Raw genomic sequence first — 25382 nt, forward strand, 5'->3', positions numbered from 1 at the left:
CAAAAATTCTTGACTTTTAAGGTTAAAACTGTAAAATTCTCAAGCGGTTTGGGATGTCGTCTAACGGTAGGACAGCGGACTCTGGATCCGCGAGTCGGGGTTCGAATCCCTGCATCCCAGCCATATTTGTGGCCCCATCGTCTAGCGGTTAGGACGTCGGCCTCTCACGCCGAAAACAGGGGTTCGATTCCCCTTGGGGCTACCATTTTTTATTGAAATGTTGAAAAAAATATCCCACTTTGTATACTGAAGGGCAAATAATCTAATTTAGGAGGTTAAAGTGGCAATAAAAGTGGCTATTAACGGTTTTGGAAGAATCGGTAGGTGTTTTTTTAGAACATGTATAGGTTATGAAGATATAGATATTGTTGCAATAAATGATCTGACAGACGCTAAAACACTTGCGCATCTTTTAAAATACGATTCGGTTCACGGTGTTTTAAGGCAACATGAGATTACATCAGAGGGTGATGAGATTATTTTTGATGGAAAACATATTAAAGTTTATGCAAATACAGATCCTTCTGCTTTGCCGTGGAAGGAGATTGGTGTTGACCTTGTGCTTGAATCCACAGGAAGATTCAGAACAAAAGAAAAAGCCTCACTGCATCTAAATGCAGGTGCAAAGAAGGTTGTAATCAGTGCACCTGCCAAAGGCGGCGATGTGCCAACCGTTGTGCTTGGCGTAAACGATGTAGGTTTTGACTTTAAGAATAACGACATCATATCCAATGCATCATGCACAACAAACTGTGTGGCACCAATTGCCAAGATCCTTCATGACAATTTTGGTATAATTCACGGCTTTATGACTACCGTGCACTCCTATACAAACGATCAGCGTATACTTGATCTGCCTCATAGCGATTTGAGAAGGGCAAGGGCAGCAGCAGAGAATATTATTCCAACAACGACAGGAGCAGCCATTGCTGTGGGTCTTGTTGTGCCTTCGCTGAAAGGTAAGCTTGATGGTATATCGATGAGGGTGCCAACATCCAATGTTTCCATTGTTGATTTAGTTGTAGAGGTCGAAAAAGAAGCAACGATAGAATCTGTTAATGAAGCAGTTAAAAAAGCAAGCGAAACATCTATGAAGGGCATTGTGGAATATTTAACAGAGTCTGTGGTGTCGAAGGATTTAAACGGCAATCCTCACTCAAGCATGTTTGATAGTCTCTCAACGATGGTTATAGATAACAGACTTGTTAAGGTTTTAAGCTGGTATGATAATGAGTGGGGCTACTCATCCCGTCTGAGAGATTTGATTTTGAGAATTAAAAATGAGGGATTCTGATGAAGTTTATCAATGAAGTTGATTTAAAGGGTAAGAGGGTTTTTATACGATGCGATTTTAATGTGCCTATGGATGAAAACGGCAATATAACAGACGATACACGTATAAAAGCAGCGCTTCCAACAATTCAGTATGCCATAGACAATAAGGCAAAGGTTATACTTGCAAGCCACCTTGGCAGACCTAAAGGCAAAAAAAATGAGAAGTATTCATTAAGAGCTGTTGCAAAAAGGCTTTCCACACTTCTGTCAAGGGATGTGGTTTTTATATCGGATCTTGATGATGAAAATGAGCTTAAAAAACTTGAAGGTTTAGATGTAGGCGATGTAGCCTTGCTTGAAAATCTGAGATTTTATCCGGGTGAGGAGCAAAACTCAGAGGAATTTGCTGCTAAACTTCTAAAACTATTTGATATCTATGTAAACGATGCATTTGGTGTCTGCCATAGAAAACATGCAAGCGTATATGCCCTTGCAAAACTTGCAAAAGTGGCTGTGGCTGGTTTTCTGCTTAAAAAGGAGCTTGAGTATTTTGCAAAAATATTTGAAATCAAGGAAAAACCGTTTGTTGCTGTTATAGGTGGTGCCAAGATTTCGGGTAAACTTGATTGTTTGGTTAATCTTTTAGATAAGGCCGATAAAATTTTAATTGGTGGTGCTCAGGCCTTTACATTTCTAAAAGCACTCGGTTATGAAACAGGCAAAAGCCTTGTTGAGGATGAGCTGATCGATGAGGCTTTGAATATTCTAAATAAGGCAAAAACACTCAATGTAAAGTTATATTTACCTGTTGATTTCTTATGCTCTGCTTCCATCGATGATACGGTTAACACCTGCTACTGCACCTATCAGGAGATAAAAAAAGATATGATGGGGCTTGATATAGGGCCAGCAACGGTTAAGTTGTTTGAAGAAGCCCTATCCGATGCTAAGGTTGTTGTATGGAATGGACCGATGGGCGTTTTTGAAAAAAAAGAGTTTGCTCACGGCACAAATAAAATTGCTGAGGCTATTGGCAGGCTGAAGGCTTTGAGTGTGGTTGGTGGTGGTGATACAGCAGAGGCTGTGATAAGAGCCAATCAGGCGCATAATATGAGCTATATATCAACCGGTGGCGGTGCTTCGTTGAAACTACTTGAAGGCAAAACGCTGCCTGCTGTTGAGGTTCTGGAGGAGAAAGAATGAGAAGGTTTATCGTTGCTGCAAACTGGAAAATGCATTTTGTTCTGGAAGAGGCTTTGAATGTTGCAAGAGATATGGCAAAAGATATAAAAGCCTCTGTTGAGGTTATTGTGTTTCCACCTGCCGTTTTTATCCATCCTGTTTTTGAAATATTTAAACAAACACATCTAAAGTTGGGTGCTCAAAATATCTACTTTGAGCAGAAAGGGGCATTTACGGGTGAAATTTCTGCAGCCATGGTTAAGAGCCTGGGTTGTGAGTATGTAATAGTGGGACACTCTGAAAGGAGACATATATTTTCTGAAAGTGACATTGAGGTGCACAAAAAGGTTAAAGCTGCGATAGAAAACGATTTAAAAGTCGTTGTATGCGTGGGTGAAACACTGAAGGAAAGAGAACAGAATAAAGCGTTTGATGTTGTGGAAAGGCAGATTGTTTCAGCGCTTGACGGTATCGATTTAGAAAAAGTTGTGGTGGCTTATGAACCTGTGTGGGCTATTGGAACAGGTGTTGCAGCTGATGTTAAAACCATCACTCAAATGCATAACTTTATACGGGAGCTTGTTGAGAATGTGCCAATTCTATACGGTGGGAGCGTTAAAGATTCAAACGCTTTTGAGCTTGGAAATATAGATAATGTTGATGGCTTTCTGGTGGGTAGTGCAAGCTTGAAATCTGATAGTTTTAGTAATATAATTGCTGCGTTTGAAAAAGCAAAGGGGGTAGGTAGTGCTTAGTTTGCTTATAGCTGTTCAGGTGTTTTTGGGTGTTATACTGGTTGTTTTGATTTTAATGCAGAAGGGCAAAGGCGCAGAGATGGGTGTTTCATTTGGTGCAGGTGCGGCTGATACCCTGTTTGGACCAACAGGTGGCATGAGCCTTCTTGCAAAGATCACATGGGGATTGGCATTTGTTTTTATGCTAAACTCTATCAGCATCTCCTACATCGTTTATAAATCAAAAAACGCATCATTGATAGAGCATGTTAAAACAACACCTTCAAAAACTGTTAACCTTCCAAAAGGCGCAAAACCGATAACAAAATAGGCAATGAAAAAGCCCCTGCTTGCGGCTATAGTTGTATTTTTATTTATTTTGAAAGCCCAGGCGGGGGTGGTTTATTTCTCACTCGGGGCTAACCCCAAACGATTCATTCCTTTTCTTGCCGTTGATTCCTCATCGGCTGAAATATCGTCCTATATTTTCAATGGATTACTCAAGCTGAACAAGGATATGAAAATTGTGGGCGATCTTGCAAAAAGCTATGAGATCAAAGATGGTGGCAGAAAAATAATATTCCATTTAAGAAAAAATGTTTTCTGGCAGGACGGTGTACCTTTTAGTGCAAAGGATGTTATTTTTACCTATAAACTGATTGTAAACCCCAACACACCGACGCCATATTCAGGGAAATATAAAATAATCAAAAGAATATATGCACCTGATATCTATACCGTTGTTGTTGAATATCCTTACCCGTTTGCACCTGCTTTGTACTCCTGGATGATGGGTATCGTGCCGCAACATCTTCTAAAAAATGTTAAAAATATTGCAACCTGTAAGTTTAATCGCAAACCCATAGGCACAGGGCCTTATAGATTTGTTACATACAAAACATCTCAGTATGTAATTTTGAAAGCCTACAATCACTATTTTATTCACAAGCCCTATATCGATAAGATTATCTACAGGATCATACCCGATCAAACAACTGCTTTGCTTGAATTAAAAAACAGAAAATTGGATATGCTATCTTTGACGCCACTTCAGTATAAGTTTGAATTTTCAAGACAGGATAAAAAACACTACAAAGTCTATTTTGAGCCATCGGGCGGATACACCTATTTGGGTTTTAATTTAAAACTAAAGATGTTTAAGGATCTGATGGTTAGAAAGGCTATATGTATGGCTATCAATCGTGAGGAGATCAAAAAAACGATTCTTTTTGGATTTGGCAGAGTGGCAGATAGTATATACCCTGTAAACTCACCCTATTTTGTTGATAAAAAGGTTTGTTCGTATAACCCAAAAGAGGCAGTCAGGCTTTTGAAAGAGGCTGGATATAAAATGGGAAACGATGGATTTTTTTATAAAAATGGGCATCGCTTTAGCTTCACAGTTTATACCAACGAAGGCAATACTCAAAGAAAATACGCGGCGTTGATGATTCAATACTACTTAAAAAAGATAGGCATAGATATGAAAATAAGAATTCTTGAGTGGCAGGCTTTTTTAAATTTAGTTAACGAAAGGCATTTTGATGCTGTGATTTTGGGCTGGCAGCTTGGTGCTGACCCCGATCAATACTCCCTGTGGGATTCAAAGAGTGATTTTAAGGGAGGATTTAACTTTGTTGGTTTTCACTCAAAAAGGGTTGATAAGCTCATTGAGACGGCAAGAAAAACCTTTGATCCACAAAAAAGAAAAAAACTCTATTTAAAAATAAACGACCTTATCACATCTCAGCTGCCCTATATTTTTCTATACTATCCAACATCGATAGTGGCTGTAAATAAAGATATCAAAGGTATAAAGCCTGCAAAAGCAGGTATTATGTATAATTTCATAGACTGGAGATATTGATTAACAAAAAGGTTTAAAACTTGTATAATATTTTTTAATGAATTTAATTCAACTTACTGAGAATGTTTTTTATATAGAAGGTAGCACGAATATAGGTGTTATAAATGATAAGAATGGGGTTATTTTAATAGATACAGGACTTGATGATGAAACTGCAGCTAATATTTTGCAGCTATTAGAAAAAAATCATCTTTACCCGAAAGCCATAATAAATACTCATTCTCATGGAGATCATTGTGGTGGTAATGCTTATATACAGAAATATGCATCAGTAAAAATATATGCTTCAGAAATTGAGGCGGGTATAATACAGACACCAATTCTTGAACCTTTATACTTTTTCAGTGGGGCATGGCCTATTGATGACTTGATGATTAGAATCCTCAATGCTCCACCATCCCATGTTGACTATATTATAGAGAAAGATGAAAACTATCTTGGTTTCGATGATATTGAGCTTAAGATTATTAAACTACCGGGTCATTCTCCCAATCAAATTGGTATTGCAGCAGAGGGAGTTTTGTTTTGCGCTGATGTTGTGTTTGGCGAAAGGGTATTAAAAAGGCATCCCATACCGTATCATATTGATATTGGACAATTAAAAAACACTCTTGATTATTTAAAAAAGAGCAAATTTAATATGTATGTTCCTTCTCATGGAGAACATACCAACAGTATAAAGTCTCTTGTTGAGATGAATATTGAGGTTATAGAAAATATAGAGAGATTTATAAAAGAAGATACTCTCAAAAAGAAAACAACTGAAGAGCTTGTAAAAGATGTTTGTGATTTTTGTGGCATTAAGATAAAAAATGCAAGGTCTTATTTTGTGCTAAAAACATCCGTTATGGCATATTTAACAGCTCTTTATAGAGAAAAGGTTTTAAACATTGAAGTAAACGATAATACTATTTACTGGATTAATGCAATTAAATAGGTAAATGCTTATTAAATTCATCCGATATAATTGGGGGAGGATGAAGTGGTTAAGAATATTTTGGTCGTATTTATAATTGTGATGTTTTTCTCTTTAAAATCATACGGTCTTGGCTATAGAAATGTGGAAGTTAAGTGGGATGGAAACTATCTCGTATTTTACTACGACCTTGAAGGTAAGCCTTTTCAGGAAGCTGTAGTGGGTATAGAGGTAAAAATAAAAAAGAGGGTATATGTTACAAGAAACCTGCATCTCAAAGGTGATGTAGGCATTGTAAAAGTTGGTCCTGATAAAAAAATTCTCTGGGATGTTTATAAGGATTTTCCAGGCGGCATACCCAAAGGCAGCAGTTGGTCTTTACTTGTGAGGCCTTTACACTACACAAATGCATTGGGTATGAAGTTTGTGTATATTCCTGGCGGATGCTTTGAAATGGGTGCAAATCCCAAAGATAAATACGCTCAACCGGATGAAAAACCACGACACAGGGTTTGTGTAAGTGGTTTTTTTATGGGTCAATATGAGGTAACAAATGCCCAATTTAACATGTTTGACCCATCACATAACAGCGGAAACGGAAAGATCTATAAACTCAACCAGCCCAATCAACCCGTTGTAAATGTTTCATGGGATGAAATTCAGAAGTATTTAAAATGGCTTTACTTAAAAACAGGAGAGGTTTACAGACTGCCTACAGAGGCTGAGTGGGAGTATGCTGCAAGGGCTGGTATAAAAAGGGATACACCCTGGCAAAATCCCAAAAACGCCTGCAAATATGCAAATGTTTATGATATAACTGCTTATAAGAAGCTTAAGAAATATATCTTTTCACAGAAGCATTTTCCTTGCAGGGATGGCTATGTTGCAACAGCGCCTGTTGGTAGCTTTCCGCCCAACCCGTTTGGTTTATACGATATGATCGGCAATGCAGCTGAGTGGTGCTACGATACATACTACTCAAAAGCTTATAGCTTAATGAAAAACAAAAAAGATCCCGTATACCTGAACCCCTATCAATCACTTGCCAAAGTGGTCAGGGGCGGTAGCTGGATAAATGCCTTCAGGTATAACCGCTTTTCAGCGCGAAGCAACAATATGCCCGGCTTAAGAGATGATTTTATCGGCTTTAGACTTGTTTTAGAACCCTGACAAGATAATCAAGGGCATACAAATAACCGTATGCCCCGCATCCTGAAACAACAGCCAATGCAATATCGGATAGGTACGATGTGTGCCTGAAGTTTTCTCTTGCAAAGATGTTTGATATATGTACCTCAACAAATGGAATTTTAACGGCTTTTATGGCATCCCTGATAGCTATGCTTGTATGCGTATAGGCAGCTGCATTAATTATTAAACCATCCCAATCAAAGAGCGTTTGAATGTAGCTTACAATTTCGCCTTCTGTATTTGAGAAGAAAAAATCAAGCTCAACGCCCATAACACGCGCTTTATCCAAAAGCATATTGTTTATTTCATCAAGAGAATATTTCCCGTAAATATCAGTCTCTCTTTTTGAGAGCAGATTGAGGTTTGGGCCGTTGACAACTGCTATTTTCATAGCTCTATCGTCTGCTTTCTTTCTGCACCTGTTGAAATAAATGCAAACCTGACACCTGTAAACATGCTGATGTATTCAAGATAGCGTTTTGCGTTTTCTGGCAGGTCTTCATAATCTGTTATACCGGCTGTTTTATCCCACCCCTTAAATGTTTTGTAAATCGGTTTACATTTGGCAAACTCTTCAAGCTGGGATGGAATAAACCCAATTTTTCTACCCTGATACTCATAGCCCACGCACACCTTTATCTCATCAAGTCCGTCTAAGACATCAAGCTTTGTTAAAGCAATTTCGTCTGCACCGTTGATCATGGCTGCGTATTTTACAACAACCAGATCAAGCCATCCGCAGCGTCTGGGTCTACCTGTCGTTGCGCCGTATTCTGCACCGTTATCTCTGATATAATTGCCCACCTCATCTGTTAACTCGGTTGGAAAAGGCCCATTGCCCACCCTTGTTGTGTAGGCTTTAACAACAATCATAACCCTGTCAATAGCCTTATGCGGTAAACCCGTGCCACTGAATGCTCCACCCACTGTGGGATGTGAGCTTGTAACAAACGGATATGTGCCAAAATCTACATCAAGCAAAGAGCCCTGTGCGCCTTCAAAGAGAATGCTTCTGCCGTTTTTAAAAACGCCGTTTAGATAATACACTGTGTTTCTTATGAATGGTTTAATCTTTTGAGCATAATCCATATACTCGTCAAATATCTTGTTAGCATCAAACGGTTCAATCTCGTAAAGCTCGCACAGTTTATTGATAAACTTAATGTTTGCATTGAGTTTTTCTTTAAATACATCAGGATTTTCAAGGTCACAAATTCTTATACCCACCCGTGCATGCTTATCGGTATATGTAGGACCTATTCCTCTTTTTGTTGTGCCGATACTGTTTTCTCCCAATACGGCTTCTTTTTTTGCATCAAACTCTTTATGGTAGGGCATAACAAGGTGCGCCTTCTCACTGATAAACAGCCTTCCTTCAACCTCAATACCCAAATCCTCAAGTATTTTTTTCTCCTCAAGCAAACTCTTTGGATCGACTACAACACCGTTTCCTATAACACAAATTTTGTTTTCATGCAGAATGCCTGAGGGTATCAGATGAAGTATAAACTTTTTATCACCCACGCATACGGTATGCCCCGCATTACTGCCGCCCTGATATCTCACGATTACATCGGCATTTTGTGCTAATATATCAACGATTTTTCCCTTTCCTTCATCGCCCCACTGACCGCCAACAACCAGTCTGTTCATGCCTCACCTCTTTCAAATAAAAGATAACACACATCGTCAAGATTTATAGCAAAACCTGTGGCAGGCAAGTATTTGCCTAAATTTTTTGTTATATTGCCGTATCTGCCACCAACTGAAACCCTTTTGTTATCAACAAATATCTCAAATGTTATGCCTCTATGGTATAAAGGATATTCATCAAAAAACAGATCGCAGTAGATTTTTATATCTTCAAAAGTATCGGCTATTGCCTTTGCTGTTTCAAAAACCTTATTGTTTATAGAACTGTCTAATTTAAAATAGCCGCTGCTTTTTTGAAGCTTTAGAAGTGTTTCTTTGAGGCCATCGTTTATATCTAACTTCAGTATTGATGATATATCCTTTTTGTTTATAAACTCCCTCACTTTTTGCGATTGTTCTGCATTTAGATTGTACTGTTTGATGAGGTTTTCTGGTATATCTGTGTCTGCGATCTTTAAAACAAGCCCATCAAACCCTACACCTTTTAAAGCCTCAATAGAAAGTTTAATAATCTCTATATCTGCATCTAAATCTTTAATGCCAAACAGCTCTGCACCAACCTGTCTGAACTCCCTTTTTTCACCTAAATGTTCCTTTATATCCCTGTAAACATCCTGAGCATAACAGACCCGTGCAGGGAATGTAAAGTTACCAAACAGCACAGCCTGCATCAGCTGCAGCGTAATATCCGCCCTCAGAATCATCGTCTGGCCGTTTGTTTTATCAACAATTTTAAATAGTTTTTTCTTAAGTGGCTCAAACAGATATTCGCTGATGCTGTCTTCATAAACAAATGTTGGTGTAACGATTTCTTTATAACCATGTTTTGCCAATAGCTCTATAATTGTATTTTCTGCCTTTCTTCTGATGGATGATAGAGGCTCAAAAAATTGGACGCTGCCTGATGGAATTTTATTCATCAGAAAATATCTCCATAGCTTTTGTAGTTGCCTCTCCAAAGTTAAATTCAACACCCAACTGTTTTAAGGCTATCTCAAGGGCAGAAATTCCAACAATGATGTCGGGTTTGAAGAAGTATCCAAGATGGGCAATCCTGATTATCTTTCCTTTTAGATGACCCTGCCCGTTTGAGACCTCCACTCCAAGCTCTTTCATCTGTTTTATTACATCTGAAGAATTTATACCATCGGGCATCACAATCGCTGTTAAAGAATCCACAGGCCTTTTTGATAGAAGCTTAAGCCCTATGGCTTTTGCTGCCTCTCTTGTTGCTTTTGCAAGCAGACTGTGTCTTTTGAATACATTTCCAAGCCCCTCATTGAGAATAATGCTTACTGATTCCTTCAGACCAAAGATCAATCCAACAGGTGGTGTAAATTTACCGTATGCACCGATTTCACCCAATATATCAAAATAGAAGTATTTGTTTGAGTTTTGTTTTATGATGGTTTTTGCCTTTTGGGATATAGAGATTATACTCAAGCCAGGCGGCAGCATCAACGCCTTCTGAGAGCCTGTAATACCAATATCGATATTCCATCTGTCGGTTTTAACATCGATTGCACCGTATGCTGTAATACCGTCAACGACAAATACAATCTCGGGGTATTTTTCCTTAAGCATCAATCCTATTTCATCAATTGGGTGAGCTGTAGCTGTTGATGTCTCACTTGCCTGAATATAAACCGCCTTTATGTCGGGGTTTTTTTCAATGGCTTTTTGTATATCCTCAGCCTTTGCATAATCACCGTATTCATACTTCAACTCAACAGGAACACCACCAAAAGCTTTAACCAATTTTGTCCATCTTTCTCCAAACTTACCTGCATTGATTGTTATGGCTTTCTGACTCTCACCAATCAGGTTTGAAACAGCAGCCTCCATTGCACCACTGCCACTTGATGAAAAAATAACCACATCGTTTTTGGTTTGCATCACTGATTTTAAAAGCTTTATTGTTTCATCAAACAGCTTTTTAAACTCATCCGTTCTGTGATGAATAATGGGTTTTGCAAGCGCCAGTGAAACCTCAGGCGGAATGGGCGTTGGGCCAGGTGTCATTAAATATCTTTTCATAGCTAAACTCCTACCATTCAACAGAGTCAATATTGCCAAGGCAGGTTATGTGAAATTTATCTATGTCAATTAAATCAATAATCTCTGCAATATCATCCATCTTTAAAGCTCTGATTTTTGCAATAATCTCATCCTCAGGCAGGTATCTGCCGTAAATCAGCTCATCCGATGCAAGCTTTATCATTACAGAGTGGGTCGATTCAAGTGATAAACCGTAGCTGCCTATAAAATGGGTTTTTGAATCCTCAAGCTCTCTGTCTGTTATCAAATCCCTTTTTAGTTTTAAAATCTCTTCTTTTATGGAATCTATAAGTTTTTGTGTATTGCTGTTGGATGTTGCAGCATTAATCAAAAACAATCCGCCCTTTTTGTAGAATTTAACCGTTGAATAGATGCTATAGCAGAGTGATTTTTCTTCCCTTATTGATTGAAACAGTCTTGAGCTCATCGTTCCACCAAAAACCTCATTTAATACATAAGCTGCATACTTTCTTTCATCATATACATCTATAAAACTACACCCCAGAACAACATTTGTCTGGAATATATCCCTTTTTACCACATCTATGCCGGGTTTGAATGAAAATGAAGGCTCTATGGTGCTTTCTGATGCGTATTTCTCAAAAAAGAAACTTTCTGGCAGATGCAGTTTATCATCTTGCAAGCCACCTGCTATGCTTAAAACCATACTTTCGGGTTTGTAGTGCTTTCCCATAAATTTAAGCAGATCTTCTCTTGTATAAGCCTCTATTAACTCCTTTTTGCCCAGTATAGATTTGCCGTATGTGCCTGAAATGGCATTTTCCATAAAAGCCTCATACACAGCATCATCGGGGTTATCGTTTGTCATATTTATCTCTTCGATTATAACGCCTTTTTCCTTATTGAGTTCATCTTCAGGAATTGTCGAGTTCGATATTATATCCACCAATACATCAAATGCCTCATAAAAATAATCTCTCAAGACCTTTATGTAAAATCCCGTATATTCTGTTGATGTGAATGCGTTAATAACACCACCCAATCGATCTATATCTGCTGCTATTTCTTTATAGCTTCTCTTTTTTGTGCCCTTAAAGAGCATATGTTCTATAAAGTGGGAAAGGCCCTGCTCAAAGCCATCTTCAAAGGCGCTACCGACAGGGACAAAAATCCCCGCCGAAACGCTTCTTGAATCTCTATAGATCTTTCTTATTTTCATCTGAGGATTCAGTTAGAAGGATCTTTCTGCTTAGGGCAATCCTTCCTAAGTCATCGATGTTTGTAACCTTAACCCTTATGCGATCTCCGATATGTAAAACATCGTTTATATTGTGGATTCTGTCGTTTGAGATCTGGGAGATATGCAGAAGGCCTTCTTTGTTTGGAAGGATTTTTACGAATGCTCCGTATTTTTCGATGCGCGTTACAACACCTTCTAAAATATCACCTTCCTTTATATTTGCTGTGATCTCTTTTATTATATCTACAGCCTCATCAAGTTTAGAGTCAGGACCGCCAAAAACATTAATTTTGCCATCGGGATTGATGTCGATTTTGACATTTGTACGATCTATGATTGATTTAATTGTTTTGCCACCCGGCCCTATAAGGTCTTTGATTTTTTCTGGATCTATGGTCATGCTTTTGATTTTTGGTGCATACACTGAAACCTCAGGTCTTGGTGTGGGTAGCACATCTAACATCTTTTGCAGGATAAACATGCGTGCCTCTTTTGCCCTGTAGAGAGCCTCTTTTAGAAGCTGTTCATCGACGCCTGTGATCTTTATATCCATCTGAAGGGCTGTGATGCCGTCTTTTGTGCCTGCAACCTTAAAGTCCATATCGCCGTAGTGGTCTTCATCACCAAGAATATCTGTCAAAATCACATAGCCGTTTTCATATTTAATTAACCCCATAGCAACGCCGCTAACAGGTTTTTTGATAGGGACTCCTGCATCCATCAAAGACAGAGTTGCACCACACACAGTAGCCATCGAGCTTGAACCGTTTGATTCTAAAATATCAGAGACAACCCTTATTGCGTAAGGAAACTCTTCCTCTTCTGGAAGCATCGGCTCAACAGCCCTTTTTGCTAAATTGCCATGGCCGATTTCCCTTCTACCAGGCGGTCCAAGCCTTTTAACCTCACCGGTTGAAAACGGCAAAAAGTTATAATGAAGCATAAACCGCTCATAACCTTCTTCTGAAACATCGTCAACGATTTGAGCATCTTCCCTTGAGCCCAGCGTTGTTGCAACAAGCGCCTGCGTCTCGCCACGCGTAAACACTGCAGAGCCATGAGCCCGTGGTAATACGCCGACCTCGCATTTTATAGGTCTTATTTCGTCTAACTTTCTACCGTCTATTCTTATGCCTGTATTTATTATCTTTGTCCTTACGATATTCTTTACAACATCCTCAAAGGCGGCTTTTGCCTTTTCCTCTATAAATTCCTCACCTTCAAATTCAGCAGTTATCTTGCCTACAACCTTATTTAGAATCGCCTCAACTGTTGAGTTTCTCTTCTTTTTCTCCTTTATATTGATAGCCTCGGTCAACTCATCTATAGCAAGTTCTTCAATTTTGCTTGCAATATCAGCAGATACATCGATCGGTATATACTCCCTTTTGGGTTTTGCAGCCTGAGTAATAACCTCATGCTGAAGCTCTATCAATTCATCTATATATTTTTTGCCAAACAGGATTGCCTCAACCATTTCATCTTCGCTAAGCTCCAAAGCACCAGCCTCGATCATATTAAGGGCATCCTTTGTGCCTGCAACTACTAAATTAAGGCTGGAATCCTCCAATTCCTTCATCGATGCAAAAACATCCAGTCTGTTGTTTATCCTTGATACCTTCACGCCTGCAACAGGCCCTAAAAATGGAATATCAGATATGCTTAAAGCGCATGATGCTGCAAGTATGCTTATTATGGCTGGATCGTTTTCTCCATCTGCACTAATTGTTGTAACAATAACCTGTATTTCCTGCTTGTAGTCTTTTGGAAATAGTGGCCTTATAGATCTGTCAATTAGTCTTGAAACCAGCGTTTCATGTGTTGTGGGCTTACCTTCCCTTTTTACAAAACCACCGGGGATTTTGCCTGCTGCATAGAATCTTTCCTGATAATTAACAGTTAGAGGTAGAAAATCTAAAAACTCTTTGGGGGGTTCTTTTGATGATACGGCTGTGGCAAGCACCATCGTATCACCCAATCTGACAACACAGGCACCATCAGCCTGTTTCGCATACCACCCCGTCTCTATAGAAAATTTCTTGCCGTTTATGGTTTTTTCTACTTTAACCATGGGCTTAACCCTTCAGGCCAAGCTCTGTTACAACTCTCTTGTAATCTTCAAAGTTGTGCTCTTTTAAGTACCTCAACAGCTTTCTTCTCTGACCCACAAGCTTCAACAATCCCCTGCGGGAATGGAAGTCTTTGGGGTGCTCTTTAAAATGCTCTGTGAGATACTTGATTCTTGCTGTCAGAAGGGCTATCTGTACAGCTGGAGAACCTGTGTCGTTCTCATTTGCCCCAAATTTCTTTATGATTTCCAACTTCTGCTGTTTGTCTAACGCCATCTTAAGCTTCACTCCTTCCTTTATAATTTCCAGCTGATATATTAACCAAAAAGGCTTTTATTGTAAAGTCTTTTGTTTTTGTGTATACTTTTAAAGATTGCTTTTTTAGGAGGTGATATATGGGAAGCAAGGGTATTGAGATTGTGGGAATGGATGTAAAAGAGGTCATTGATCTTTTAAACAAAGCCTATGCTGATGAATGGCTTGCCTATTATCAATACTGGCTTGGAGCAAAGGTCGTAAAGGGCCCTATGAAGGATGCAGTGATCACGGAGCTAACCGAGCATGCAAACGATGAGTTGAGGCATGCCGATATGGTTGCAAACAGGATAATCCAGTTGGGTGGTGTTCCTATTCTGCAACCAAAGCAGTGGTATGATTTTACAAACTGCGGCTACGATGCACCCGAGAATCCATTTGTAGAGGAGATTTTAAAACAGAACATCAAGGGTGAGCAGTGCGCTATAGATGTTTATAAGAGCCTAATTGAAACTACCCACATGAAAGATCCGGTAACCTACAACCTTGCACTGCAGATTTTAGAAGATGAGGTTGAACATGAAGAGGATCTGCAGGGACTATTGGAGGATTTAGAGATTTTAATTAAAAAATAAAAGAGGGGGCAACCCTCTTTTTTATTTTTTCTTTCCTAAAACACTTTTGGCTGTAATATTTTCAGGATCGAGAATAAGTATATTTGAAAAGATATCTAAAGCGTATTTCTTGTTTCCAGAGTAGAGATAGGATAGGCCAAGCTGGGTGAGAAAGTTTATGTCTGTGGGGTAAAGCTTTAGCATTTTCTGCTCTACCTTGATTGCATCTGAATATTTTTTCTCCTGGTTTAATACATAGGCTAATCTTAAATTTCCATAATAGTTGTAAAAATCTATCTTTATTAGTTTATACATGAGTATTTCTGTATCTTTCCATCTTTTTTGGGCCATATACGGTAGAGATAATCCAAGCATAGCTTCAGCAGAGTAGGGAAATACTTTTAACGCTTTTTTGTAATGAAATTCGGAGTTTGCATAGTTTCCTTTTAAGTAATACAACCACCCCAGTCTGAGGTTAACCGTATAACCATCTGGATATTTTTTATAAACCGGCAATAAAGCCATAATTGCATCTTTTAAATCCCTGCTTTTCTCATAAGTAAAGCTTCTTTTGTAGGCACCCTCAATTGTTTGAGAAGTTGTGGCACAACTTGTTGTTGCAACGATTAAAACCATAAGTAGCACAAAAGTAAGTTTTTTCATACCTGCTTCCCTCCTTTGACTTTTGTAATTTCTATATTTTCATAAATAATCTTCTCAAATCCATAATCGTCAGATATTTCTACAAAACTTTCTATTTTTTTTCCAAGAAAATTTATTGTGCGTTTCAGTTTTTTATCGGATACAAAAGCTGTTTCTGACAAGATAGAGAACAAATTATGCTTAAATGAGGATAAAAACAATAAAAACTCCTTTTGTATGCGCGAAGGCAAAGAGTGAAGGGGTAGATAATCTTTCCATGTTGCATTTATATGGTTGGAGAGTAAAATTTTTGAGGCTGAGTAAAAAAAGTATTTTAGTGGAGACGAATAATCGCCCTCCATATGGTAAAAGTAGAATGTTGAATGGGATAGACCGAAATATAATTTTGCTTTACCATCCGTTATATAGAATGTTCCATCATTTGCCATTCTGACTCTAATTTTAAAGTGTTTAATGTTGTTTTTATTTTTTATGGCATAGGATTCTTCATAATCCAGTTGTAAATTAAGTTTAGAGAAAAGGCTTTTGTCTGTTATAATGGGCTCTATGATGTCATTTGAAGCGGGTATACCAACATCAAAAAACTCATTATTTCTTATATAAGAATAAAATTTGAAATCAACAGTAGGCGATCCAATTTTAGGATACAGTTGCACCTGTATATGGATATGGGGTTGAGGGGAGTAGCCAGAATTTCCGCACAAACCAATAATTGACCCCTTTTGTACAACATCTCCTTTTTTTACTCTTATTGAATTTTTCTTCAAATGAGCAATCAAAACATAAAAACCCCTATTATCATATATAAGAACATAGTTGCCCCAATTGTTTTGCCTGTTTACTTCTGAAGGGGGATTATCTTCAATATTGTCTACATAATCGTATATGTACCCATCAACAGGGGAAAGTACAGGTTTTCCAAAAGCGTAATAATCTTGAAGAAATTTGCCATTATTGGAAAATGTTTTGCCTTTGTCGTCTGTTACTACAAAGTCAACAGCATGTCTCCATAAACCCTTATGGGTCCACTCTCCATCAAACGATTGCCATACCGTCCATTTTCCTGAAAATGGCAAAAATATTTCTCTACCTGTGAAGGGAAAGCGCGATGAAATAGTTAAGTGATAATCTAAAGTTTTTTCAGGTGAGCCTTTATATAATTTTGTTATACCTATATATCCCGTCCAAAAAAACACAAAAAGAAAAAGGAAGGTTACTAAATTAAAGGGCAAAGCAAATACCGGGATTCCGTAATTTTCCCAGAAGATTTTTGCTGCATCAACGATAGGAGCGGCAATAATAACCGATAATACAGCAAAAATGTAGCTTTTTGGCGATGGTATTAGAAATACACCACCTATCGCCATAGCAACCAGTATAAAATTGAAAGCAGACGGATCAGAAAAGGCTGACACTGTGGAACCTGTAAATAATGCTGTTGTTAGTGCTCCTGTAAAATACCCAATAATCGATAAAATAAAGAAAATTCTGGATACCATTAAAATAATTATACTCACTACCAAACCTGCAGCTAAATTCGGAAGAAAAAAGATTGTTCCCAGAGAAGTAAGATATCCTTTTATCCATAAAGGTATGTCTACACTGTTGAGTTCAATATGGTAATAGTTATAGAGGCTACTAACAAATAGATTGGAGTATTTCAAAGATGCTAAATACAATATAGAGCTTGAAATAACAAAAGGTAAACTGAGAGTTGGGAGTTTTAGGTAATTGTAGAATAGTACCGATATTGTATATGTTAAAAAAAATGTAAACACACCCCCAACAATAAACAGCAGCAAACTTATGTAATTTATTTTAAACAAAAAACCTAAAGATAGGCCAACTAAAAGGGGATTATATATATAATAATCAAGCTTAAGGAACTCCTTGTTCAGTCCAAAAAGCATGGCTACAATATACGCAGAGATTACAGATATAAGGCCTCCAATACCTATATTGATGTTAATAAATGTTAAAAGTATTAAGGTTAAACCTGCATATATATTAGAGTTAAATAGAATTGCTGAATAGCTTTTTGATATAGGTGTAGCAACTTTTTTTGCTTGGTCAAAGAGTTTAGAAAATTTATTCATAAGTTTTAATTTTTAGCCTTTCAGGTAAATATTCTTGCTCTATTATATTTTCAAGAGTTTCAGCTTTTCTAATTAAATCAACCTCTCCGTTTATTCCTACAAGCACAACATTGGGTCTGTATCGTATAAACTGCATCCATTGAGTGGTGTTGTATGCACCAACAGGTGAAATAACAAGCTTTGTTCCTCTTGTTAGAGGAGGTAAATTCAGGTGATCATCAATCACATCAATATTCATACATAAAGGTCCATACAAAATGCTTGGCTCAGCAACACCTTCAATGATTCTATCAAATTCAATATTAAAATGATACCAGAACGCAGTAAACAAGATATTGACGCCAGCGTCGATAATATAAGCTCTTTTTCCATCGGGAAGCCTTTTTGAGGCATGAACTGTTGCTATCAAAAATCCTGCCTCATCAACAATCGCTCTACCACTTTCAATAATAAGTTTTGGGTAATCATTGGGGCGTAAATTGGTCAACAATGTATCGCACACGCTCTCAGCAAATTGATCAATAGATGGAATAGAGATTTCTGGCGGCATATAAAGTCCTCTGAGTCTATTTTTTGATGGAAAGCCACCGCCTATATCAAAGTATTCTATTTTGAATCCCAGTTCATCTTCTATTCTGTAAGCCAGATCGATCATTTTTTTAACTTCATTTTTGTATGCGTTTGGCTCTAAAATAAAAGTTCCAATATGACAATGCAATCCATTAAGTTTGAGTTTTCCGCCTGAAAAAATTCTTTTTGCAGCGCTCCATGCCTGGCCGTTCTCTATATTGAAGCCAAATCTACTCCACTGAGGATGTATGCCCGTATCCATATTGACTCTTATTGCAACATTAATTGTTTTTGAAAGTTCTTCAGATACTTTTTCAAGATCCGATATTTCTTCAAAATGATCTATATTTATCCTTGCACCTTCTTCTGCTGCTTTTTTTAATGACTCAATGGGTTTAAATGGCCCATTGTAAATGATTTTTTCGCCAGGAATTCCGAGCCTTCTTGCTTTATCATATTCAAATTCTGAGACTACCTCAGCTGTTTCACCCTCAGAGTGTAGTATAGCGCATATGGCATCCAAATAGTTTGTTTTATATGACCAGCTAAATTCTACATTTGGATATCGCAGACTAAAAGCGTTTTTAAATTCTCTAAATTTTTCCCTCAATTTTTTCTCCGAGAAAACAAATAAAGGGCTTCTATATTTGTTAACAAGTTCTTCGATTAACACCCCATCGATATCTTTTCTAATCTTCTGCAAACCCACAAGAGTTCCAAATTTATTCATCAGTCCACTTTTGAGTAATGTTATAACAGGCTTTTCGTACTGCTCAGTCATTGCTTTCCTCCTTAATTTTCGCCTTTTATTACCATGTTTTGAAATTCATCAATATTTATTATAAAATCGTCCGTGTATCTAATATACAGTTTTCCTGCCTCGTACGAAGAGTCCCTTGGAGGTTCTTTACCTGCTGCAGCTAAAAGTAATCGGTGAGGTAAATTAACACCTACGGCTGCTGAAAAATATACCCATGCAGGGAATCGGGGATTTATCTCAATTAGATAAATATTATTCTGGGTTAGTAGGCATTCAAATTCAAATGCACCTCTCCACTTAAATTCTTTTACAAATCTACTGGCAGCCTCCAGCAAGTTTTCATTCACTATCGTTACTCCAGTCCATATCTTCCCCAGATTTGTAGTCCACATTTTTTTTATGGCAACCAGACCAAAATGACCACCTTCTCCATCTCCAACACCCACAACATTAACCTCTTCCCCATTGATGACCTCTTGCACTATGATAGGATATCCCCACTCAGATACAATATTATTAAAATAGTTAGTTGCCTGTGTGATATTAAAAGCCCTGTATGCTTTGTAAAAAATACCTTTAATCATAACTGGAAAGCCTATTTCTTCTGTAGCTTTTATCAGATCTTCATAAGAAGTAACTATAAATGTTTTGGGTATGTTAATACCTATTTTTTCCTCTATTTCTGGTAGCTTATCTTTACCTCTAAGTTTAAACTGATTTTCTTCGGGTAGAAAAGTTTTAATACCCATTGTTTCAATTTTTTCTCTTGTTTTTATGAATAGAGGCAGTTCAGCATCTAAAGCAGGAATCACAATTTCAATATCACTGCAACTTTTTATGTAACTCAGTCTTTCAATAAATCTATTTTCTCCTTCAGATGGATAAGGCATAATAAAACTGCGATCAAAATATTTTTTTAAATACACACCCGGTTCCATAGCATCGTAGGCTAACCCTACGATAAATGCTTCAGGCTCTGCTTCCTTAACACTTTTTGCAATTCCAAGGCCAGGACCCGGATTGTCAACAGCATTAATGCCTGTTATTGCAACTTTACACATATTAATTCTCCATTAACCCCAGAGTTTTTAAATAACCTATAAAATCCGCAACATCTTTCTGGGCTTCGTTTTTATCAATATCGTATTCATTTGTTAATATTTCAACTATCTCATCTTCGCTTTTGTTTTCCTTTAGCAATTTTATAATAAACAAACCTGTTTTATTTACTGTATAGCTATTGCCCGTCTGGGGATCGAAGATAAAACCATCTTCACTTATTGCAAGACTTTTGATATTTTTCATGCACCACCTCCATAATCATATTGTTAAAAACTATTATAAAAAAAATCGTTAAAATATCGTTAAAATTTTTTTTGGAAGGATGTTTTTCTTGCTTTAAGTAGCTAATGTTTTTTATACTTTAAAACGGAAGTTATAAAAAAAGGGGTGGTTTATGGCTAAAAAGTATATTTTTATTACAGGCGGTGTTGTTTCATCACTGGGAAAGGGTATCACAAGCGCATCTCTTGGTTTTTTATTGATGGCTTATGATTTAAAAATTTCACTTGTGAAGATAGACCCTTATATTAATGTCGATCCGGGAACAATGAATCCTTATCAACATGGCGAGGTGTATGTACTGGATGATGGTGCTGAAACAGACCTTGACCTTGGCCATTATGAGCGTTTTACAGGTTTGACTTTAAGCAGAAAAAACAACTTCACCACCGGTCAGGTGTATTTCACTGTAATTAAAAAAGAGCGAAGAGGCGATTATTTAGGCAAAACGGTTCAGGTGATACCACATATTACGGATGAAATAAAATCGCGCATTAAAGAAGCAGGAAAAGGTGTAGATATTTTAATCGTTGAAATCGGTGGCACAATCGGAGATATAGAGGGCCTGCCGTTCCTTGAGGCGATAAGACAGATGAGATACGATGTGGGCAGACAAAACTGCCTTTACATACACCTTACGCTTGTTCCATATATCAAAGCAGCTGGAGAGCTAAAAACAAAACCCACTCAGCATTCGGTTAAGGAGTTGCAATCCATCGGTATTGCACCCGATATTATTGTCTGCAGAAGTGAAAAAAGGCTTACAAAAGAAGCCAAAGAAAAGATTGCAATGTTTTGCAATGTGGAAAAAAACGCCGTTATAAATGCCGTTGATGTAGAAACAGTCTATGAAATACCACTTAAATTCAAAAAGGAAAAGCTGGATAGATTGGTTATAGATAAACTGAGTATAAAAACTGATAGAGAAGTTGACCTTGCCGATTGGGAGAAAATGGTTGAGGCTATTAAAAAACCAAAAAATAAGGTTAAAATAGCCTTTGTTGGCAAGTATGTGGAGCTTAAAGAGTCCTACAAAAGCCTGATAGAGTCGTTTATCCATGCTGGAGCTAAATTGGATTTAAAAGTGGAACTTAAATGGATTGAATCTGAGGAGCTTGAACAAAAATCAGCTGAAGAGTTGCTTGGCGATGTAGATGGCATATTGGTGCCTGGTGGATTTGGCTTTAGAGGAATAGAAGGCAAAATCAACGCCATAAGATACGCACGAGAAAATAATATTCCATTTTTGGGCATATGTCTTGGCATGCAAACAGCTGTTGTTGAATTTGCAAGAAATGTCGTTGGGCTGAAAGATGCTCATTCAGAGGAATTTAAAAAGGAAGCCGAACACAGGGTTATTCATCTTGCCAAAAGATGGCAAAAGGATGGCGAAATTATCCAGCGAAGTGAGGATTCCGACAAAGGCGGTACGATGAGGCTTGGTGCATATCCATGCAGGATTAAACCCGATACGCTTGCCCATTCCATTTACAAAAAGGAGGATATTTCAGAAAGGCATAGGCACAGATATGAGTTTAACAACGACTATAAGGATTTATTTATAAAACATGGTCTTGTTATAAGCGGAGAAAGCCCCGATGGTGAGTTTGTTGAGATAATCGAATTGAAAAACCATCCATTTTTCATAGGTGTGCAGTTTCATCCAGAGTTTAAATCAAGGCCTCTAAAACCGCATCCTGTAATAAAAGCGTTTGTTGAAAAGAGCTATGAATCAAAAACAGCTAAGACAGAAACTTGAAAAAAAACAGTTAGATAATCTATACATCTTCTGTGGAGATGATTATTTCTTAAAAGAGATTTATGTAAATAGAATTGTAAAGGTATCAGGTTTTGAGCCTGTAAAATTAAATATACTCCAGATAGATGAGCTTGAAGATATCAGGTTTAAAATCTTATCAGAAGGGCTTTTTGATAGCTCACAAAGGGTTTATCATCTCAAGCTTAATTTTGCTTTGGATAAAAAAACTATTCTATTTAAGCCAAAACGCCACATTGTTATATTTGATCCGATTGAGTGCAAACTCAAAAACGATGCTACAGTTGAGTTTACAAAACCATCCTTTGATGAAATAAAGGCTTATCTAAAAAATAAACTCAAGAGGGAGAATAAAGCAATTTCAGAGAAAAATCTTGATATCTTATCAGGATATTTTGTTAACCAAACGACATCAATGCTTTACAATGAGACAGAAAAACTCCTTTTGTATACTATAGATAAAAACTCAATAGAACTTGATGACATACAAGCATGCCTTGCCCACAAAACGGTTTTTGATTTTAAAATGCTACAAAAACTCTTTGAAGAGAAAACGCAAAAGGGAATATCCGATTTGGTTGATGCTGTTCTATCCACCCTTTCTTTGCCAGTGTTTATTTATATGCTCTCAAAAGAGGTCATAAAAATATATGCGGCATGCGTATGCTCTGAACAGTGTTTTGAAAAACTCTTTGGCAGATTCTATTTTAGATATGCAGGACTGGCTAAAGATATAGGATGCAAAAAGGTTGGGGTATTGTTAAAAAAGCTTTATGAGACAGATAAACTTATTAAATCATCAAGCAATGAATACCTTTCAAGCTACATAAAAGCTATGTTTGTCGTGTGGATGCAGGATGAGTTGTGATGTTGAGATTTTAGAAGAAAACGGTTTTTATAGTCTAAAAAACTGCGATTTTGAAGCTAAAGTTGATTTTAATGGGAGGCTAAACTATCTAAAACTACTTAACGATACGACATTGATAGATAACGCTTATGAGAACATAAACGGCAAAGATATAGGCTATCAATATGCAACTGCCCGCTCAACAACCATTAGATTTGAAAGTGAACTTGAGCATTTAGCGATTGAGAAGATTATAGGTTTTGATAAACACAAAATAACGCTTGATGTGTATATAATTTCAAAAAAAGAAACAGAGATTGATTTTAGTATTGCATTTGGTGTTAGAAGGTTTTTTGATTACTTTATGCTAAAAAATGAGAAGTTTTATATAGAGAACTTTTCAGAAAAAGATACTGATGATCTGCTCTTTGTAAACGAGAATCAAAACCTCTATTTTGGCTGTGTATTCAAAGAAAACATGAAGTTATCCATAGATGAAAATCAACAGAACATTTTATTTAAATTGAACCTCAAAAACAGGCTATTTGAGAAAGATTTCTTTATGATTTCCTTTACATGCTCGCTTGTTTGAAATTTTAAACTTGATTTTATTATAAATTTGAGGTATGTTCATTATAGTGAAAGTAGTTTAAAATCATTTTAAGGAGGTGAGGTATGCGAAATACCATAGCAAGGATTCCATTACCAGCTAACGAACCGGTTTATTCTTATGCACCGGGGACTGAGGAAAGGGCTTTACTTAAAGAGGCAATAAAGGAAGTTAAGTCAAAACAGATAGAAATTCCATTGATTATTGGTGGCGAGGAGATAAAAACAGGCAACACAGTAGAAATTGTTGAGCCGCATGATACAAAATCGGTTCTTGGTGTTTATCATAAGGCTGGAGAAAAAGAGATAAAGATGGCTATCGAAGCCTCTATGGAGGCAGCAAAGAAGTGGAGAGAGTATGATTGGGTTGACAGAGCTGCAATATTTTTAAAGGCTGCAGAACTGTTAAGCAAAAAATATAGATATTTGATTAATGCTGTAACAATGCTTTCCTTAAGCAAGAATGTGTTTCAGGCTGAAATCGACTCTGCATGCGAGCTAATAGACTTTTTGAGATTTAACCTCTACTTTATGAAAAAGATATACGAAGAGCAGCCACCTCACTCACCTCTGGGCACATGGAATATCATGCAGTACAGACCGCTTGAAGGGTTTATATTTGCCGTTCCGCCGTTTAACTTTGTTTCTATTTCGGGTAACCTTCCAACAGCACCTGCAATTATGGGTAATGTTGTTTTATGGAAGCCTGCAAGCAGTTCTGTTTATGCACCCTACATCTTTATGAAAATTCTACAGGAGGCAGGCTTACCAGATGGCGTTATAAACTTTATACCATCAAGCGGCAGGGATGTGGGTAATATTGTATTTAATTCTGAGTATTTTGCAGGTTTGCATTTTACCGGTAGTGTTGAGACCTTCCAGAAGATGTGGCAGATGATGGCTGATAATTTACATAAATATAAAGCATATCCAAGAATTGTTGGTGAGACAGGCGGTAAAGACTATATCTTTGCCCATAAGTCAGCCAATACAAAGAAGCTTATTACAGCCATAATCAGGGGGGCATACGAGTATCAGGGTCAAAAATGCTCTGCCGTTTCAAGGGTCTATCTACCGCAGAGTATGTGGGATAGTATAAAAGATGAGTTACTCTCAGAGATAGATAAGATAAAGATGGGTTCACCTGAGGATTTCACAAACTTTATGAATGCTGTAATAGATAGAGAGGCTTACAATAAGATTGTAAACTACATAGATTATGCAAAGAATGCATCGGATGCCGAAATCATTAAAGGCGGAGAATATGATGATTCCAAAGGATATTTTGTGAAACCCACTGTAATTTTAACACACAATCCTCACTTCAAAACAATGGAGGAAGAGATCTTTGGACCTGTTGTAACGATTTATCCTTACGATGATGATAAATATGAAGAGACACTCTATCTGTGCGATCAGACAAGTCCATACGGCTTAACAGGAGCTATTTTCAGCGAGGATAGGGATGCAACACGCCTTGCTATCGATATACTTGAAAACAGCGCAGGCAACTTCTATATCAACGACAAACCAACCGGTGCTGTTGTTGGTCAGCAGCCGTTTGGAGGTGCAAGGGCAAGCGGAACAAACGATAAGGCTGGAAGCCACCTGAACCTATTAAGATGGGTTACTCCAAGGGCAATAAAGGAAAACTTCCTGGCTCCTGAGAGTTTTGAGTATCCGTTTATGAAAGAAGAATAAGGA

24 protein-coding genes and 2 tRNA genes are annotated in these 25382 nt (G+C 37.5%); 14 read left to right on the plus strand and 12 right to left on the minus strand.

Annotation, left to right across the window (positions count from 1 at the left end):
* Positions 1 to 49 precede the first annotated feature (49 nt).
* The 9 genes from EK17_RS03355 (at position 50) to EK17_RS03395 (ending at position 7144) form a co-directional block, all read left to right on the plus strand.
* Positions 50 to 123, plus strand: a tRNA-Gln gene (locus EK17_RS03355).
* 7 nt (positions 124 to 130) lie between these two features.
* A tRNA-Glu gene (locus EK17_RS03360) sits at positions 131 to 205 on the plus strand.
* Between the two features lie 75 nt (positions 206 to 280).
* Positions 281 to 1294: a type I glyceraldehyde-3-phosphate dehydrogenase gene (gene gap / locus EK17_RS03365; protein ID WP_035587408.1), complete on the plus strand. Its 1014-nt coding sequence runs from the start codon at positions 281 to 283 to the stop codon at positions 1292 to 1294.
* On the plus strand, positions 1294 to 2478 hold the full coding sequence (locus EK17_RS09465) for a phosphoglycerate kinase (RefSeq protein ID WP_035587410.1): 1185 nt from the start codon (positions 1294 to 1296) through the stop codon (positions 2476 to 2478). The genes gap and EK17_RS09465 overlap by 1 nt, the downstream gene beginning before the upstream one ends.
* Entirely contained in the window at positions 2475 to 3212 is a 738-nt protein-coding gene (gene tpiA / locus EK17_RS09470) for a triose-phosphate isomerase (protein WP_035587411.1), read from the plus strand. Before EK17_RS09465 ends, tpiA begins: the two co-directional genes overlap by 4 nt.
* Positions 3205 to 3522 (plus strand): preprotein translocase subunit SecG, encoded by a 318-nt coding sequence (secG, locus tag EK17_RS03380; protein WP_051904398.1) that lies wholly within the window; start codon positions 3205 to 3207, stop codon positions 3520 to 3522. Before tpiA ends, secG begins: the two co-directional genes overlap by 8 nt.
* Positions 3523 to 3525: 3 nt before the next feature.
* On the plus strand, positions 3526 to 5058 hold the full coding sequence (locus EK17_RS03385; RefSeq protein ID WP_035587412.1) for a peptide-binding protein: 1533 nt from the start codon (positions 3526 to 3528) through the stop codon (positions 5056 to 5058).
* Positions 5059 to 5095: 37 nt separating this feature from the next.
* The gene (locus tag EK17_RS03390; protein ID WP_035587413.1) at positions 5096 to 5995 is read left to right on the plus strand and encodes an MBL fold metallo-hydrolase; all 900 of its coding nucleotides are present in this window, start codon (positions 5096 to 5098) and stop codon (positions 5993 to 5995) included.
* A 45-nt stretch (positions 5996 to 6040) separates the two neighbouring features.
* Positions 6041 to 7144, plus strand: a complete 1104-nt coding sequence (locus tag EK17_RS03395; protein WP_051904399.1) for a formylglycine-generating enzyme family protein — start codon at positions 6041 to 6043, stop codon at positions 7142 to 7144.
* On the opposite strand, the gene aroQ is transcribed toward EK17_RS03395, so the two are convergent.
* From aroQ to rpsO, 7 genes are read right to left on the minus strand one after another with little or no spacing between them, the layout of a single operon-like run.
* Positions 7122 to 7556 (minus strand): type II 3-dehydroquinate dehydratase, encoded by a 435-nt coding sequence (gene aroQ / locus EK17_RS03400; protein WP_035587414.1) that lies wholly within the window; start codon positions 7554 to 7556, stop codon positions 7122 to 7124. The genes EK17_RS03395 and aroQ overlap by 23 nt on opposite strands.
* The gene (locus tag EK17_RS03405) at positions 7553 to 8818 is read right to left on the minus strand and encodes an adenylosuccinate synthase (RefSeq protein ID WP_035587416.1); all 1266 of its coding nucleotides are present in this window, start codon (positions 8816 to 8818) and stop codon (positions 7553 to 7555) included. The genes aroQ and EK17_RS03405 overlap by 4 nt, the downstream gene beginning before the upstream one ends.
* Complete coding sequence (locus tag EK17_RS03410; RefSeq protein ID WP_035587418.1) at positions 8815 to 9738, minus strand: ATP phosphoribosyltransferase regulatory subunit; 924 nt, start codon at positions 9736 to 9738, stop codon at positions 8815 to 8817. The genes EK17_RS03405 and EK17_RS03410 overlap by 4 nt, the downstream gene beginning before the upstream one ends.
* Positions 9731 to 10855 carry a pyridoxal-phosphate-dependent aminotransferase family protein gene (locus EK17_RS03415; RefSeq protein WP_035587419.1) on the minus strand — a complete coding sequence of 375 codons (1125 nt, stop codon included), beginning with the start codon at positions 10853 to 10855 and terminating at the stop codon, positions 9731 to 9733. Before EK17_RS03415 ends, EK17_RS03410 begins: the two co-directional genes overlap by 8 nt.
* A 10-nt stretch (positions 10856 to 10865) precedes the next feature.
* Positions 10866 to 12056 (minus strand): M16 family metallopeptidase, encoded by a 1191-nt coding sequence (locus tag EK17_RS03420; RefSeq protein ID WP_035587421.1) that lies wholly within the window; start codon positions 12054 to 12056, stop codon positions 10866 to 10868.
* Entirely contained in the window at positions 12034 to 14148 is a 2115-nt protein-coding gene (locus EK17_RS03425; protein ID WP_035587422.1) for a polyribonucleotide nucleotidyltransferase, read from the minus strand. Before EK17_RS03425 ends, EK17_RS03420 begins: the two co-directional genes overlap by 23 nt.
* A gap of 4 nt (positions 14149 to 14152) precedes the next feature.
* A complete protein-coding gene (gene rpsO / locus EK17_RS03430) occupies positions 14153 to 14422 on the minus strand; it encodes a 30S ribosomal protein S15 (RefSeq protein WP_035587424.1) in 270 nt (89 codons plus the stop codon).
* A gap of 119 nt (positions 14423 to 14541) precedes the next feature.
* Between rpsO and EK17_RS03435 the strand changes: the two genes are divergently transcribed.
* Complete coding sequence (locus EK17_RS03435) at positions 14542 to 15036, plus strand: ferritin-like domain-containing protein (RefSeq protein ID WP_035587426.1); 495 nt, start codon at positions 14542 to 14544, stop codon at positions 15034 to 15036.
* 21 nt (positions 15037 to 15057) lie between these two features.
* On the opposite strand, the gene EK17_RS03440 is transcribed toward EK17_RS03435, so the two are convergent.
* Genes EK17_RS03440 through EK17_RS03460 form a run of 5 tightly spaced genes read right to left on the minus strand, consistent with a single transcriptional unit; the run spans position 15058 to position 20409 of the window.
* The gene (locus tag EK17_RS03440; protein WP_035587428.1) at positions 15058 to 15678 is read right to left on the minus strand and encodes a tetratricopeptide repeat protein; all 621 of its coding nucleotides are present in this window, start codon (positions 15676 to 15678) and stop codon (positions 15058 to 15060) included.
* A complete protein-coding gene (locus EK17_RS03445; protein WP_051904400.1) occupies positions 15675 to 17774 on the minus strand; it encodes an urea transporter in 2100 nt (699 codons plus the stop codon). The genes EK17_RS03440 and EK17_RS03445 overlap by 4 nt, the downstream gene beginning before the upstream one ends.
* Positions 17767 to 19125 (minus strand): alanine racemase, encoded by a 1359-nt coding sequence (locus EK17_RS03450; RefSeq protein ID WP_035587430.1) that lies wholly within the window; start codon positions 19123 to 19125, stop codon positions 17767 to 17769. Before EK17_RS03450 ends, EK17_RS03445 begins: the two co-directional genes overlap by 8 nt.
* 11 nt (positions 19126 to 19136) lie before the next feature.
* The gene (locus EK17_RS03455; RefSeq protein WP_035587432.1) at positions 19137 to 20165 is read right to left on the minus strand and encodes an ATP-grasp domain-containing protein; all 1029 of its coding nucleotides are present in this window, start codon (positions 20163 to 20165) and stop codon (positions 19137 to 19139) included.
* Position 20166: 1 nt separating this feature from the next.
* Positions 20167 to 20409: a PqqD family protein gene (locus EK17_RS03460; protein ID WP_035587434.1), complete on the minus strand. Its 243-nt coding sequence runs from the start codon at positions 20407 to 20409 to the stop codon at positions 20167 to 20169.
* A 151-nt stretch (positions 20410 to 20560) separates the two neighbouring features.
* On the opposite strand from EK17_RS03460, the gene EK17_RS03465 reads away from it, so the two are divergent.
* From EK17_RS03465 to pruA, 4 genes are all read left to right on the plus strand, one after another.
* Positions 20561 to 22204 carry a CTP synthase gene (locus EK17_RS03465; protein WP_035587435.1) on the plus strand — a complete coding sequence of 548 codons (1644 nt, stop codon included), beginning with the start codon at positions 20561 to 20563 and terminating at the stop codon, positions 22202 to 22204.
* On the plus strand, positions 22173 to 23090 hold the full coding sequence (locus tag EK17_RS03470) for a DNA polymerase III subunit delta (protein ID WP_035587436.1): 918 nt from the start codon (positions 22173 to 22175) through the stop codon (positions 23088 to 23090). The genes EK17_RS03465 and EK17_RS03470 overlap by 32 nt, the downstream gene beginning before the upstream one ends.
* Positions 23080 to 23661 carry a hypothetical protein gene (locus EK17_RS03475; protein WP_035587437.1) on the plus strand — a complete coding sequence of 194 codons (582 nt, stop codon included), beginning with the start codon at positions 23080 to 23082 and terminating at the stop codon, positions 23659 to 23661. Before EK17_RS03470 ends, EK17_RS03475 begins: the two co-directional genes overlap by 11 nt.
* 83 nt (positions 23662 to 23744) lie before the next feature.
* A complete protein-coding gene (gene pruA / locus EK17_RS03480; RefSeq protein WP_035587438.1) occupies positions 23745 to 25379 on the plus strand; it encodes an L-glutamate gamma-semialdehyde dehydrogenase in 1635 nt (544 codons plus the stop codon).
* The last annotated feature ends 3 nt before the right edge of the window (positions 25380 to 25382 follow it).

The sequence above is a fragment of the Hippea jasoniae genome, from assembly GCF_000744435.1.
Classification (GTDB): Bacteria; Campylobacterota_A; Desulfurellia; order Desulfurellales; family Hippeaceae; genus Hippea; species Hippea jasoniae.

Excerpts from the sequence above, each read along its gene's own strand:
- EK17_RS03435 (WP_035587426.1), top strand. The coding sequence starts at position 14,542 with ATGGGAAGCAAGGGTATTGAGATTGTGGGAATGGATGTAAAAGAGGTC.
- EK17_RS03440 (WP_035587428.1), bottom strand. The coding sequence starts at position 15,678 with ATGAAAAAACTTACTTTTGTGCTACTTATGGTTTTAATCGTTGCAACA.
- EK17_RS03405 (WP_035587416.1), bottom strand. The coding sequence starts at position 8,818 with ATGAACAGACTGGTTGTTGGCGGTCAGTGGGGCGATGAAGGAAAGGGA.
- EK17_RS03410 (WP_035587418.1), bottom strand. The coding sequence starts at position 9,738 with ATGAATAAAATTCCATCAGGCAGCGTCCAATTTTTTGAGCCTCTATCA.
- EK17_RS03470 (WP_035587436.1), top strand. The coding sequence starts at position 22,173 with ATGAATCAAAAACAGCTAAGACAGAAACTTGAAAAAAAACAGTTAGAT.
- EK17_RS03455 (WP_035587432.1), bottom strand. The coding sequence starts at position 20,165 with ATGTGTAAAGTTGCAATAACAGGCATTAATGCTGTTGACAATCCGGGT.
- EK17_RS03460 (WP_035587434.1), bottom strand. The coding sequence starts at position 20,409 with ATGAAAAATATCAAAAGTCTTGCAATAAGTGAAGATGGTTTTATCTTC.
- EK17_RS03385 (WP_035587412.1), top strand. The coding sequence starts at position 3,526 with ATGAAAAAGCCCCTGCTTGCGGCTATAGTTGTATTTTTATTTATTTTG.
- aroQ (WP_035587414.1), bottom strand. The coding sequence starts at position 7,556 with ATGAAAATAGCAGTTGTCAACGGCCCAAACCTCAATCTGCTCTCAAAA.
- EK17_RS03450 (WP_035587430.1), bottom strand. The coding sequence starts at position 19,125 with ATGACTGAGCAGTACGAAAAGCCTGTTATAACATTACTCAAAAGTGGA.
- EK17_RS03415 (WP_035587419.1), bottom strand. The coding sequence starts at position 10,855 with ATGAAAAGATATTTAATGACACCTGGCCCAACGCCCATTCCGCCTGAG.
- EK17_RS03445 (WP_051904400.1), bottom strand. The coding sequence starts at position 17,774 with ATGAATAAATTTTCTAAACTCTTTGACCAAGCAAAAAAAGTTGCTACA.
- pruA (WP_035587438.1), top strand. The coding sequence starts at position 23,745 with ATGCGAAATACCATAGCAAGGATTCCATTACCAGCTAACGAACCGGTT.
- rpsO (WP_035587424.1), bottom strand. The coding sequence starts at position 14,422 with ATGGCGTTAGACAAACAGCAGAAGTTGGAAATCATAAAGAAATTTGGG.
- EK17_RS03465 (WP_035587435.1), top strand. The coding sequence starts at position 20,561 with ATGGCTAAAAAGTATATTTTTATTACAGGCGGTGTTGTTTCATCACTG.
- tpiA (WP_035587411.1), top strand. The coding sequence starts at position 2,475 with ATGAGAAGGTTTATCGTTGCTGCAAACTGGAAAATGCATTTTGTTCTG.
- EK17_RS03390 (WP_035587413.1), top strand. The coding sequence starts at position 5,096 with ATGAATTTAATTCAACTTACTGAGAATGTTTTTTATATAGAAGGTAGC.
- EK17_RS03425 (WP_035587422.1), bottom strand. The coding sequence starts at position 14,148 with ATGGTTAAAGTAGAAAAAACCATAAACGGCAAGAAATTTTCTATAGAG.
- EK17_RS03475 (WP_035587437.1), top strand. The coding sequence starts at position 23,080 with ATGAGTTGTGATGTTGAGATTTTAGAAGAAAACGGTTTTTATAGTCTA.
- EK17_RS03420 (WP_035587421.1), bottom strand. The coding sequence starts at position 12,056 with ATGAAAATAAGAAAGATCTATAGAGATTCAAGAAGCGTTTCGGCGGGG.
- EK17_RS09465 (WP_035587410.1), top strand. The coding sequence starts at position 1,294 with ATGAAGTTTATCAATGAAGTTGATTTAAAGGGTAAGAGGGTTTTTATA.